Raw genomic sequence first — 12811 nt, forward strand, 5'->3', positions numbered from 1 at the left:
GACCCCTACATCAAAATTCAGCGGAAGCAAAGAAGTTAGGTGGGGGATCAACTGCCCGTAAAAGCCCGATTGGTTCAACTAATAATCAGTGGGAGATGAACAAAACCCCCACTGATTAAAGTTTCACTTTATCATTTTACTTTATAATATAAATTTACAAATTGCCCAAAACGTTTCGTATCCGTTAAAGTTAAATTAATTTCCGGGTTCTTGTCTTGAAATAACGGAACTCCAGAACCTAATATATGCGGTGTAATCGTAACGATATATTCATCAATTAGATTATTCTTAAAGAACTCTCTTAATAGACTTCCTCCACCGACCATCCATATTTTAGATCCTTCTTGTGCTTTTAACCTTTTTGTAAACTCCACTACATCTTCATTTACAAACTCTACATGTCCGTTCGTGCCTTTTTCTGAATTAGAAAACACATAACATTTTTTATCTAAATACGGGAATGTCTCTGTATGCTCTACTACATAATCGTACGTTCTCTTTCCCATTATTATTGTATCAATTGTTTCATACATTTCTGTATAACCGTTATCTCCCTCTCCTTCTGTTTCCATTAACCCCACTCTAAATCATCATCTTCTTTCGCAATATATCCATCTAAGCTCGCCGCTATAAATAAAACTATTTCACGTGACATATCTTTTCCTCCTTGCATCTCATCTTGATAACATATGATGTAAACAATATACTAACAATAAAACATGACAATTTATGTCATGTTAAAAAGAAAAGGTGATACATTTGTCAAAAGCTAAACGCTTATTAGATATTCTTATATTTGCTTCTGCGAAAAAAACATTTACAGCTCAAGAAATAGCTGATGAATTTAACATTTCCGTTCGTACGGTTCATAGATACATTTTAGATTTAAGTGATATGGGATTACCCATTTATGCTGAACAAGGTCGTAATGGAGGATATAAAGTATTAACAACTAGGGTCATTCCACCTATCTTATTTACGGAAGAAGAAACGGTCTCCATCTTTTTTGCCTTTCAATCTTTAAGCTACTACAGAGACTTGCCTTTTAATACAGAAATCAATTCTGTCACTCATAAACTATATAGCTCTCTACAACATGAGGCGAAAGCGAAAGTTGATAAAATACGTTCTTATATCTCCTTTTGGAATCCGAAGAGAACAATTGAGACCCCACTTTTAAACAAAGTGTTAACAGCGGCTATTGAAAATAAAAATTTACACTTTCAATACGAATCTAAATCAGGGATAAAAACAAAACATGTTCATCCGATTGGTGTATATGCTCACGACGGGTTATGGTACTTACCGTCCTATGACTTCGGTAGAAAAAAAGTATTACTGTATCGCGTTGATCGTATTCTCTCAATATTATCAATGGAAGAAAATACAGATACATTCATGAATTTAGAAGAGTGGTTTGCCTCTAACTCTAACGTAGTACACAATCCTACTCAGTTACATGTTTTACTGACAACAGAAGGCGTACGCCAATGTAAAAGCGTTCCTTATCTTGAGGAATTCGTTGTAGTAAACGAAGATGGGACAGGATATATACATTCAACAATTGATAAAAGTGAGATTAACTTTATTACTCCTTTATTTTATAGACTTGGAAAAGATGCAAAAGTTTTAGAACCGAAAGAATTGATAGATGGTTTACGTATACGCGCAAAAGAAGTTTTACATATGTATGAAGACGAAAAAAGCTGCTAAATATAAGCAGCTTTTTTGTTCAGTTGTTACTATTGACGAATATCAAACCACCAACGATGTTTCGCATTCATATTTTCAGTGTCGCCAGTCCCTCTGTAATTAAAAACATCCAAAAAGATTGAATCTAGTTTATCTTCATCTACAAAATAACCGAAGTTAACTTTTACCGTTTCTCCTGGTCGGATATTGCCAATATTGTAGAAGCTTTTCCCATCTCCGTGAGGCTCTAAATAATCAACTTCTCCCGTCATAATACGCGTTGCATCCATTCCCTCTTCTTTAGCGTATTTCCATGCATTCCCTTCAAATTTAAGCTGCTTTATGGATGGATGCATATAGATTTCTTCTGTCGCCTGTTTACCAATATTTCTCACTGTTGTTGTCAAGTAGACAAATTTAACATTAACTAATTGCGAATCTACTAATGTATCAATTGAATCTTTACCATTCCCTAATTTATATACATCCCGTTTGTACGATAGCAGTTTTCCCGTCTGATCTAAAGCCTTCTTCTTGCTTAATATCCCTAGGCCAAGTTCATTAAAGTTCTCTTGTTTAAAATCTTTAATCGAATCAAAAACTTCAACTTTTTCTATCACATATTCAATTTGGCTGTTATCCATAGATATCGTTACTGGAACCTTTTGCCCTATATGAAATAGTCGTTTGCTATCTTTTTTCAAAGGAATCACTTTAGGTTTTTTAGGTTCATCTGCTTGGCTAAAATACTTTTTATCATAATTTGATATATGTGATGCCTTTTCTTTTGACGTGGGCTCAAGTGAAATATTCCCTAAGACATCTATCATTTGTTCTTCATTTATATCTGATCCAATAAAACTTTCTAACATAATCCCTTCTTTCTCAAAAAAGAGAAAGACCTTCCTATCAAACATTACATTGTTGTTTCCAGTTTCTTTATGAACAATTACTGCTTTCTTGCCACCTATCTCTTTTTCTTCGTAGCTTTTTGAATATAAAGTTTGAAAGTCCGCATTTTCCCCTACTCTCCAAAGACTAAATGAAAAGCCTCCATTTGCGTCGTTATCTTTAAATGAATATTTCATAGCAGAGTCATCAATTGCTTCCATATTTTCTGGCAATTTACCAATCTTCAACTTATACCACTTATCACTCTTTTTCGAGTCCTTGTTTGTTACTGAAACATTTACTTCGTAATTTTGTTTTTGGACAATCATATTATAGACTTTCACTGCACCAAAAACGGTTGTCGGCATACCAATCAATAAGCAGGCAGCAGCGATTAACATACGATGTCTTTTACGCTTTTTCTGTGGTTGTCCATCTTTCAGCTTCATTTCCTCCATAAACAATTTCTTTTTGCGCGTATATGTATGTGAAAATTCATGTTGTTCTTCGGATTTATCAAAATCATCTAAAGCAATTTTTTCAGCAAGTTCATATATTTCTTTGGAGTTCTTTGAATTCGTCATGTTGTATACCTCCTATCATATTTTGGACTCGTTTTCGAGCGCGTTCAAACTGCTTGCGGACATTAGCCTCCGTAATCCCCATTACACTTGAAATTTCTTGATACGTTAAGTTATAGAAGACTTTGTACTTAAACACCTGTCTGTTAGATTCATTTAACTCGTTTAGCAATGTATCAATTTGAACCTCAGACATTTTACGTTTTTCCCACTCTTCAATATTTTCATCTACTGCTTCTATTGATTCTCTTTCATATTCTTCTAAAAATGTTTCATGTCGTTTATTTTTCCGGTAACTATCAATCGCCTTGTTTTTCGCGACCCTCAAAATATAGCGTTTAAGCTCTTCAGTGCTCAAGCTATGGAGCTTTTCCAAGTTCTTATAAAGAGTAATAAACGTCTCTTGAACCGCATCTTCAGCCTGTTGAATATTATTTAAAATAGAATAAGCTACATAATAAATTTTTTGTTCATACAACTCATATAGCTCTTCCATCTTTTCATAATCGTTGTTTGTAACTTTCATATAATTCCTCCTCTCACTCTATATAACGAATGAGCACTGTAACTTTGTGACACTGCAAAATCTTTTTATAGATAAAATTTAATAATAGAATAAGCAAAAGCCCAATTTCTCTATTGTAACTAAGAAATTGGGCTTTTTAATATTAGAATTTTCCTGACTGTATCTCTAAGAAAAATTCTTTTACACCTTTTCAATATGCAGTATTTGCTCTATCGCTTCTTTTAACAAATTCTTTATCTCTTCAAAGTTATGATTCTTCTTTTCCTCCGGTTGCACCGTATAAAACTCAGCAAACGAACGCTCTTTATATCTTGGTACGACATGCATATGGTAATGTGTTAACTCGTTAAATACTCCACCATTTTGACAAACTGTAATTCCATCTGGTTTATATAATGCCTTAATCGCTTTTGCAATCAGCTTAGAAGCATCCATAATTGATCTTGCTACAACGTCATCTAATTCGTCTACTTCTACAACATGCTGCTTTGGCACAATTAAAGTATGTCCTGGGTAGAAAGGCGCATGATCTAAAAAGCAAGTTACATAATCATCTTCATATACTTTATATATTTTTTCCTCTTCGTTTGCTAATTTACAACCTAAACATTTCATAATACTTCCTCCTCTGTTAAAAACATAAAAGCGTGAGAGCTATACTCTCACGCTTTTATGTTTCACTTTATTAGTTCAATTGTTTCCGTAACTTTTATACTGTCTTTTACAGATTGAACAATCGTGCAATTTTTCACTGCAAGCTGCAATGCTTTGTCCAACTGCTCTTCTGTAATGTTTTCCGCTTTAATTTTATAGTGCAAATGAACACTTTCAACTGGTTTGGATAAAGCTTCACTTCTACCAATTTCAGTTTCGATCGTAAACGTATCGTATGTAATACGTTTCTTTTCTAAAATTGTTCGAAAGACAATTGCACTACATCCTGCGATAGAAGAAACGAGTAATTGTAACGGTGAATACCCGTTTTCTTTTCCAATCGCTAATTGAGCGTACGATAAATCTGCCTTTATATCATCGTGTTTGATTGTTAGTTTCATTTGTTTTGTCCATCTCCACTTTCATCGGTTTCTGCTGTTTCTTACTCATATAATAATAATATATATAGCAGAAAATGATAAATGGAATACCGCAGTATAACGCCATTCTTTGTTCAGGAATAAACGCTAAACTAATAACAACGATGCTATTTGTAATTAAAGCTAAAATTGGAACAATCGGATATAGTGGTGTTCTATACTTTAAGTCCTCTAACTTTCCTCCGCCTTTTATATACTGACTTCTAAAGCGAAGTTGCGATAGAGCAATAATGATCCAACTTGAAACAGCCGATAAACCAGCTATCGATAATAAGTACATGTATACTGTATCTTCTGCAAGGAAACTTGTGAATAGGGATAATCCAGCTACCGCAATCGTTACGACTAGCGCTGTAATTGGAATACCACGTTTATTTACTTTCTTGAAAGAAGTTGGTGCCATTCCTTCATTTGCAAGTGACCATAGTATACGCGTCGCTGCATATAATCCAGAGTTCGCTACAGATAATAACGCAGTAATAATAACGAAGTTCATAATATCAGCTGCGTATGGAATACCAATTTTATCAAATACGACTACAAATGGGCTTTCAATTACGCCTGCTTCTTTCCAAGAAATTAATCCTACTAAAATCGTCATTGTTAAAATGAAGAATAACATAATGCGCCATACTGTATTACGGATCGCACGTGGAATTGTTTTTTCTGGATTTTCACTTTCTCCCGCTGCAATTCCGATTAACTCTGTTCCTTGGAACGAGAAGTTAACTGTAATCATTGTAAGTAATACGGCAGCTAGTCCATTCGGGAAAAGTCCACCATCGCTTACAAAGTTAGAGAAAAGAGGTGCTGCTTCTTTTCCGTCATATGATATAAATCCTAATAATGCACTACCACCAAGAACAACAAATGCAAGGATTGTAATTACTTTAATACTAGAAAACCAAAATTCTAATTCAGCGTAGCTTTTCGCTGAGATAGCATTTGACGCATATAGAATAACGCCGAATACAAGGCACCATACCCAAACATCAACATTTGGAAACCATCTTTTCATCATTAAACCGATTGACGTTAATTCTAGTCCTACTGTTACTGCCCAGCCAAGCCAGTATAGCCAGCCGATCATAAAGCCCGTTCCTGGTCCAATAAACTTCGTTGCATACTTTTGGAAAGAACCTGAAACTGGCATTGCTACCGTTAACTCTCCAAGACAAAGCATTGTTAAATACATAATAAATCCGCCTACTAAATATGAAAGGATGGCCCCCCCTGGTCCAGCCTGATTAATAGTGTAACCTGAACCTAAGAAAAAACCAGTTCCGATTACACCACCAAGTGCGATCATAAATAAATGTCTACTCTTCATCGTACGATGTAATTTCTCATTCGTTGGTTGCTGCATCTAAATCCTCCCCCTACCATACCCCTATGTCTTGTTAAAATTTTCTGATAATAAAAATATACACGAAAGCGATTACATTTTCTATATAAAATTAAAACTTTTCTGATAAAATAATATAAAAAATCTAATTATTGCAAGATTTAGATTCTATTTAGAGGAAAATAAGGATAAACAAGGAAAAAACCCTTACATATATTGTAAGAGTCAACAGAGTTCTAACCTTCTCGATAAAATTGATAAACTATAATTTACGATAAAATACATACAAGCTACTACTATAAACGTTGGAATCATATAATTTACATTCTGCCCGCTAATAATTTGAGCATTATGCATAAGCTCTGGGAGTGATATAACAACCGCTAGCGACGTATCCTTCAGCAATGAAATAAACTGACTGACAAGCGGCGGGACCATTCTCCTTAATGCTTGTGGCAAAATAATATGCCAAAGCGCTTGCACATACGTTAATCCTGAAGATCTTGCGGCCTCAATCTGTCCTTTTTCAATAGATAACAGACCACTTCGAACAATTTCAGATATCATTGCTGCCTCAAATATTGTTAAAGCAACAATTGCAGCTGTTATAATTTCTAATTTCAAGCCTGCTTCTGGAAGTGCAAAATACGTGAAAAATATAATTAACAGTAGTGGTAAGTTTCGAATCACTTCAACTACAACTCCTAATACTTGTGAGACGACAGGTATTTTCGTGTAGCGCAATATACCGATTACACTTCCAATAATAAAACTAAGTACAATTGCTACGAGCGCTACCTCTAATGTTATAAGTAATCCTTTTAATAAAAATAGAATATGATCTCCTGTAATTGCTCCCTTAAAATCCATTTACACCGCCTCCTTTGCCAAGCGTTTTTCTAAATAACGCACTAGCATACTGAGCGGAATTGTTAATATTAAATAAAACATCCCGACAAATATATAGACATCAAACGTAACAAACGTCTTCGTTGAAATTAAATCTCCTTGATACATCAAATCCGTACCAGCGATAATTCCGAGTATGGAAGAGTTTTTTACTAAATTGAGAAATTGATTTCCTAAAGGAGGGATTACGATTTTCATCGCTTGAGGTAAAACGACATGGTACATTGCTTGCGTATAAGTCAATCCTGAGGAACGTGCTGCTTCCATCTGACCTTTCGCAACTGATAGAATACCAGCGCGAATAACTTCCGCAATAAACGCTGCCGTATATACCGTAAGCGTAACTGTTCCTGCTACAAAACCATTTAAAGTAATTCCTATTACAGGTAAAGCGAAATAAAATATAAATGCAATTAATACGAGTGGAATATTTCTTACAAACTCTACAAAAGCTGATCCTACCCAATTTAAAATACGAATCGGTGCAATACGCATTACCGCCAAAATTACTCCTAAAATAAAGCTTCCTATTAATGCAATTACACTAGACATAACTGTATACTTAAAGCCTTCTAAATACATATCAATGTTATTCGTTAGTATAGAAAAATCAGGCACATATTCTCCCCTCTTTCTTTACAAGAAGAGGATGAGCATCCCTCATCCTCTCACTCTTATTATTTATTCCAATTAAGTGTCACTTTATTTTTCTTGTTTTTGACCAATCCATTTCTCATACAATTTATCGTATTCTCCATTCGCTTTCATATCTTTTAGCAAGCTATTAATCTCTTTCGTTAAATCATCTGCACCTTTTTGCACTGCAATTCCGTACGGTTCATCCGTGAAAATTTTCCCTACAACTTCATAATTTGAATCTTGTTTTGCCATACCGTAAAGAATTGCATTATCTGTCGTTAAAACATCACCTTTTCCTGCTTTTAACGCCGTAAATGCCTCACTGTAATTTTCAAATTCTAATACAGTCGCTTCTGGTGACTTTTGACGAATGTTATTTGTAGATGTTGAGCCTTTTACAGCTAATACTTTCACACCTTGTTTTATATCATCAATACTCTTAATATTGCTTCCTTTTTTCACAAGTAACGATTGCCCTGCTTTAAAATATACATCTGAAAAATCAACTTCTTTTTTACGTTCTTCCGTAATTGTCATTGTTGCGATAATTGCATCAATGTCACCGTTTTTCAGTAGTGGAATACGCGTTTTAGACGTTACTTCTTTTAATTCTAGTTTCTTTTCATCTCCAAGGATTTTTTTCGCAAGCGCCTTTGCGATATCAACATCAAATCCTTCTACCTGCCCTGTTGAAGGATTTTTCAAGCCAAATAAGTTCGTATCATTCTTCACTCCAACTACTAGTTTCCCGCGCTTCTTAATTTGTTCAACAGCCCCGCCTTGCTTCGTATTCGTTTCTTTCGCCTCATCTTTTTTACTTCCGCACCCAGCAACGACAAGTACGAATAAACATGAAAATACGATTAACGTAAACAACTTTTTCATTTTAAGCATGAAATTCCTCCTTTAATGATTTAACACTCTTCTTAAAAATAGACGCGCTCTTTCTTGTTCAGGACTTGCAAAGAATTGCACTGGTGTTGTATCCTCAATGATTTTGCCATCATCCATAAATAAAATTCGATCTGCTACTTCTCTTGCAAATCCCATCTCATGCGTGACGACGACCATCGTCATCCCTTCTTTAGCTAGCGTTTTCATAACATCAAGTACTTCCCCGATCATCTCCGGATCAAGAGCAGACGTAGGCTCATCGAACAGCATAATTTCCGGTTGCATCGCAAGTCCTCTAGCAATTGCTACCCTTTGCTGTTGTCCTCCGGATAGTTGATGCGGATATACATTAGCCTTCTCCGGGATTCCTACTTTCTCTAAATAAAACATTGCTGTTTTTTCTGCTTCTTCTTTGGAAACTTTATTTACTTTAATAGGTGCTAGTGTAATATTTTGAAGAACCGTTTTATGCGGGTATAAATAAAAATGCTGAAAAACCATCCCGATATTTCGGCGTAATTCATTCATATCTGTTTTTGCATTGTGTACCTCCGTATTTTGTACGATTAATTCTCCGTCGGTAATTGTCTCTAGCTGATTTATACACCGAAGCAACGTGCTTTTTCCTGATCCTGAAGGACCAACTACTACTACCACTTCGCCTTTTTTCACTTGCACATTAATATTTTTCAAAACTTGAAAGTTGCCATAATATTTATTTACGTTACGAAACTCTATCAACATACTCACCCCTTCCCCTAACAAAGCATGTACATTCTTTTTATATTCAAAAACAGTCCCAAAAATAACTTTTAGCTTCAATTTGTCCATAAAAAAAAGCAAAGAGTTTCCCCTTTGCTTCTTCATTTCTATTCTGTTAAGATACTTCTTCTTTCTTATCTTTCCCGTACTCATGCTCCCAGAAATCAGCATTTTTAATTCCTAATTCCTGCGGATCAAATACTGGATCTTTCCCTTCTTTTTTCTGCTTTTCATAGTCTTTTAATGCGATCAATGCTGGTTTTTGTAGTAGTAAAATCGCGATAATGTTAACCCATGCCATAATCCCTACACCAATGTCACCTAAAGCCCATGCTGTTGCAGCTGTTTTTACACAACCATAGAATACGACTCCTAAGAATACAAATTTTAGTACGATGGACATCCAAGGACGGTCTTTATCACGATTTAAGTATGCAATATTCGTTTCTGCAATGTAGTAATACGCCATAATTGTTGTAAACGCGAAGAATAGTAAAGAGATTGCAACGAAACCATTTCCAAATCCAGGAAAAACAGATTCTACTGCTGCCTGTGTATAACCAGGACCCGGCTGTGCACCATTTAATTTATTGACAATAAAGTTTTTTCCGCTTGCATCAAATACGTTATACATGCCTGTAATAATCATCATAAATGCTGTTGCTGAACAGACGAATAATGTATCAATGTAAACGGAAAATGCTTGTACTAACCCTTGTTTAGCTGGATGTGATACTTCAGCAGCTGCCGCCGCATGGGCCCCAGTTCCTTGTCCTGCTTCATTGGAATAAATACCACGTTTTACTCCCCAAGAGATTGCTAAACCAATAATTCCACCAAAAGCTGCTTCTAATGCAAATGCACTTTTTAAAATTAACATGAAAGCATCTGGTAATTTTTCAATATTCATAGCAACAATGACGCAAGCTACTAAAATATAACCAAGCGCCATAAATGGCACTACAACTTGCGCTACGTTAACAATTCGCTTAACTCCACCAAAAATAATAAGCGCTAATGCCGCTACTAATACCGCTCCAGATACAGAAGTATTAATACCGAAAGCTGTTTCCAAACTTACAGCAATACTATTTGCCTGAACACCCGGTAACAGCATCCCCGTTGCAAGAATTGTTGCTGCAACGAATACTAATGCATACCATTTAACCCCTAACCCTTTTTCAATGTAATAAGCTGGACCACCACGGAATTGCCCTTGATGCTTCGTCTTATATATTTGTGCAAGTGTCGATTCTACATAAGCAGAACCTGCTCCTAGAAAAGCTACCGCCCACATCCAAAAGACAGCTCCTGGACCACCAAATGCAACAGCCGTTGCAACACCCGCAATATTTCCTGTTCCAACGCGCCCTGATAAAGAAAGTGCTAACGCCTGGAACGAAGAAACACCAGCATCCGATTTTTCTCCTTGAAATGTAAGCTTCACCATTTCTCCTACATGCCTTACTTGTAAAAACCTCGTTCGAATGGAAAAATATAAACCTGCTCCTAAACATAAATAAACAAGTGCTGGACTCCAAACAATATTATTGATCCAACTTACGATAGCTTCCAACATTCCCCCTCCTCTTTTTATAAAGAATATTCAGAATATATATAAAATTATAAGTGTATACCGAATCTAGGACAATATTATTTTAATAAAGTAAACATATTTTTGTATAAAAAAACAAAGTATATATTTGTTTTATATACTTTGTTTTGAACTAAATGTATTATATATTCACAATTGCTTCTTTTTCGATAATTCTTCCGTATAGCTCTTCCGATAATTTCAAGAAATTATCAGGCATATCTTTCCCTTTAAACTTCTTTTGAAGCGTTCCATATAAACCTATATCACGTAAGCGTAAAAATAGTGGTAACGATTCATACCAACTATCCGCCAGCCTGTGCTCATATTCGTATCCTTTTCTTAACACTTGTAACTGTTTACGAGCGAATGTCGTCTTCTCCTCCACTGTCCACGGTGTAAAAAGGACCGAGTAATAAAGAACCATTGCCAAATCATGAATGAAGTAATTATAGGCCGCATCATCAAAATCAAAGATTGTAAGCTCTTTCCCATCATAATGGAAATTACCTGGATGAATATCGCCGTGCATAAGGCCGAATGTTTCTCTTCCAATTGGAAGAGTCTTTATTTCCCCCATTAATACAGCAGCAACCTCTTTCACTTTCTCATCTTCTAATTCATTAGCAATTCCACTTTCGTCTTCTTCCCACGTATCACGGTAGTCTGTTTTAGGATAATCCATTGTAAGGCGATGCAGTTGTCCAATCGCTTTTCCCCACGCTTCAAAGAGAGGCTCGCCCCAATAAGGCGATTCTTCTCCTTTTACTTGCTCACCTTTTGCATATGTAAATAAGGAAGCGAAAAAGAAAGTCCCATCCTCTGCTCTAATCTCTTCTACAAGATTTTGAGACTTTGAATGAAGAGGCCCTGCTACCTTTGCCCCATTCTCCGCAACATATCGTAAAAAATCTAGTTCAGCCTCTACCTCTTGTTTAGAGCGATGAGAAGAATGTGTTAAACGTAATACGTAATCTTCATCATTATCACCCTTCGCCTTAAAAATATAATTCTCAAAATCCCCAAGTGGCTTTTCTTCTACTGTTACATGAAACAAACCCGCTGCTCTTTTTAAAATCTCTTTCGTAAAAACACGTTCTACAGCTATTTCCATATATATCCCTCCTATATATCTTCTTAATTCGACACAAATGTGAGAAGTACTGCTATGAAATTGAATAATGCATGGGCAATCATAGCCGATAAAATAGAATTTGTTTTCTCATATAACCAAGCAAATACTACTCCACTTAAAAAGTTCACCGGTAATGTGTTATATGTTGGAATATGGACAACGGTAAATATTATGGAACTTATAAACATACCGCCCCACATGCCATATCGATCACGAAAAAATGTATAAAAAACACCTCGATATAAAATCTCTTCATAGATTGGTGATATAATTGCTGCTCCAATTACCGCGATACAGAATGAATAGATTGATTTATCATTTTGGACCGTCTCCGTCTTACTGTTCTCAAAAGAAATACCCATTTTCTCCATTATCACTAATACAGCAATACTAGCTACAATTAAGAAAATAACCGCTCCAACTGTCCATAAGAGATTTTTCCATGAAAGCTTCCGAATTCCAATATCTTTCCACGAGAGTTTATACCTTTTTATACAAAAAAGATAAACTACAGTAGTAAATATCACTGCCATTATAAATCCCATTAATACCCCAGCATATAATGAGTTACCTATTATTTTTAAAGCATAGTCATAAAAAAGAGATTCAACAGTTACTGGAACAATAATAAATACAAACACAAATAAATATAAAACTTCTTTCCATCCCCACATATGCCTCAAAGTCATTTATATCATCCCCTATATCCTATTTTCTATAGTATAAAAGATGACGTAACGTAACTTTCA

At 35.3% G+C, this 12811-nt stretch carries 13 protein-coding genes and 1 pseudogene; 1 reads left to right on the forward strand and 13 read right to left on the reverse strand.

What is annotated here, in order from left to right; all coding sequences use genetic code 11:
• Positions 1-131: 131 nt before the first annotated feature.
• Positions 132-655 (reverse strand): annotated as a pseudogene (locus tag CQ064_RS22150) (dihydrofolate reductase family protein).
• A 104-nt stretch (positions 656-759) separates the two neighbouring features.
• Between CQ064_RS22150 and CQ064_RS22155 the strand changes: the two are divergent.
• On the forward strand, positions 760-1713 hold the full coding sequence (locus tag CQ064_RS22155; protein ID WP_000030268.1) for a helix-turn-helix transcriptional regulator: 954 nt from the start codon (positions 760-762) through the stop codon (positions 1711-1713).
• Positions 1714-1742: 29 nt separating this feature from the next.
• Here CQ064_RS22155 and CQ064_RS22160 read toward each other — a convergent pair whose 3' ends face one another.
• From CQ064_RS22160 to CQ064_RS22215, 12 genes are all read right to left on the reverse strand, one after another.
• On the reverse strand, positions 1743-3167 hold the full coding sequence (locus CQ064_RS22160; RefSeq protein WP_000185127.1) for a DUF4367 domain-containing protein: 1425 nt from the start codon (positions 3165-3167) through the stop codon (positions 1743-1745).
• Positions 3133-3690, reverse strand: coding sequence for an RNA polymerase sigma factor (locus tag CQ064_RS22165; protein WP_000869277.1), 558 nt, complete (start codon positions 3688-3690; stop codon positions 3133-3135). The genes CQ064_RS22160 and CQ064_RS22165 overlap by 35 nt, the downstream gene beginning before the upstream one ends.
• 180 nt (positions 3691-3870) lie before the next feature.
• Positions 3871-4305, reverse strand: a complete 435-nt coding sequence (locus tag CQ064_RS22170) for an HIT family protein (RefSeq protein WP_000649889.1) — start codon at positions 4303-4305, stop codon at positions 3871-3873.
• Between the two features lie 62 nt (positions 4306-4367).
• Positions 4368-4745 (reverse strand): OsmC family protein, encoded by a 378-nt coding sequence (locus tag CQ064_RS22175; protein ID WP_000778853.1) that lies wholly within the window; start codon positions 4743-4745, stop codon positions 4368-4370.
• The gene (locus CQ064_RS22180) at positions 4720-6150 is read right to left on the reverse strand and encodes an amino acid permease (protein ID WP_001187093.1); all 1431 of its coding nucleotides are present in this window, start codon (positions 6148-6150) and stop codon (positions 4720-4722) included. The genes CQ064_RS22175 and CQ064_RS22180 overlap by 26 nt, the downstream gene beginning before the upstream one ends.
• 204 nt (positions 6151-6354) lie before the next feature.
• Positions 6355-6999: an amino acid ABC transporter permease gene (locus tag CQ064_RS22185; protein WP_000345984.1), complete on the reverse strand. Its 645-nt coding sequence runs from the start codon at positions 6997-6999 to the stop codon at positions 6355-6357.
• Positions 7000-7656 carry an amino acid ABC transporter permease gene (locus tag CQ064_RS22190; protein ID WP_001112681.1) on the reverse strand — a complete coding sequence of 219 codons (657 nt, stop codon included), beginning with the start codon at positions 7654-7656 and terminating at the stop codon, positions 7000-7002.
• A gap of 84 nt (positions 7657-7740) precedes the next feature.
• Positions 7741-8571 carry a glutamine ABC transporter substrate-binding protein GlnH gene (glnH, locus tag CQ064_RS22195; protein WP_000916477.1) on the reverse strand — a complete coding sequence of 277 codons (831 nt, stop codon included), beginning with the start codon at positions 8569-8571 and terminating at the stop codon, positions 7741-7743.
• Positions 8572-8583: 12 nt separating this feature from the next.
• A complete protein-coding gene (locus tag CQ064_RS22200) occupies positions 8584-9504 on the reverse strand; it encodes an amino acid ABC transporter ATP-binding protein (RefSeq protein ID WP_015055081.1) in 921 nt (306 codons plus the stop codon).
• Positions 9449-10909, reverse strand: a complete 1461-nt coding sequence (locus tag CQ064_RS22205; RefSeq protein ID WP_000387486.1) for an alanine/glycine:cation symporter family protein — start codon at positions 10907-10909, stop codon at positions 9449-9451. Before CQ064_RS22205 ends, CQ064_RS22200 begins: the two co-directional genes overlap by 56 nt.
• Before the next feature lie 160 nt (positions 10910-11069).
• Positions 11070-12041, reverse strand: a complete 972-nt coding sequence (locus CQ064_RS22210) for a phosphotransferase enzyme family protein (RefSeq protein WP_000401638.1) — start codon at positions 12039-12041, stop codon at positions 11070-11072.
• A 23-nt stretch (positions 12042-12064) separates the two neighbouring features.
• Positions 12065-12751: a CPBP family intramembrane glutamic endopeptidase gene (locus CQ064_RS22215; RefSeq protein WP_000175239.1), complete on the reverse strand. Its 687-nt coding sequence runs from the start codon at positions 12749-12751 to the stop codon at positions 12065-12067.
• Positions 12752-12811 lie beyond the last annotated feature (60 nt).

Origin of the sequence: Bacillus sp. MYb78 (genome assembly GCF_002975115.1) — a bacterium.
In the GTDB taxonomy this organism is placed as follows: Bacteria; Bacillota; Bacilli; order Bacillales; family Bacillaceae_G; genus Bacillus_A; species Bacillus_A cereus.

Coding starts and splice junctions, on each gene's coding strand:
- CQ064_RS22215 (WP_000175239.1), bottom strand. CDS start 12,751: ATGACTTTGAGGCATATGTGGGGATGGAAAGAAGTTTTATATTTATTT.
- CQ064_RS22165 (WP_000869277.1), bottom strand. CDS start 3,690: ATGAAAGTTACAAACAACGATTATGAAAAGATGGAAGAGCTATATGAG.
- glnH (WP_000916477.1), bottom strand. CDS start 8,571: ATGCTTAAAATGAAAAAGTTGTTTACGTTAATCGTATTTTCATGTTTA.
- CQ064_RS22170 (WP_000649889.1), bottom strand. CDS start 4,305: ATGAAATGTTTAGGTTGTAAATTAGCAAACGAAGAGGAAAAAATATAT.
- CQ064_RS22200 (WP_015055081.1), bottom strand. CDS start 9,504: ATGCTGATTTCTGGGAGCATGAGTACGGGAAAGATAAGAAAGAAGAAG.
- CQ064_RS22210 (WP_000401638.1), bottom strand. CDS start 12,041: ATGGAAATAGCTGTAGAACGTGTTTTTACGAAAGAGATTTTAAAAAGA.
- CQ064_RS22160 (WP_000185127.1), bottom strand. CDS start 3,167: ATGACGAATTCAAAGAACTCCAAAGAAATATATGAACTTGCTGAAAAA.
- CQ064_RS22180 (WP_001187093.1), bottom strand. CDS start 6,150: ATGCAGCAACCAACGAATGAGAAATTACATCGTACGATGAAGAGTAGA.
- CQ064_RS22185 (WP_000345984.1), bottom strand. CDS start 6,999: ATGGATTTTAAGGGAGCAATTACAGGAGATCATATTCTATTTTTATTA.
- CQ064_RS22175 (WP_000778853.1), bottom strand. CDS start 4,745: ATGAAACTAACAATCAAACACGATGATATAAAGGCAGATTTATCGTAC.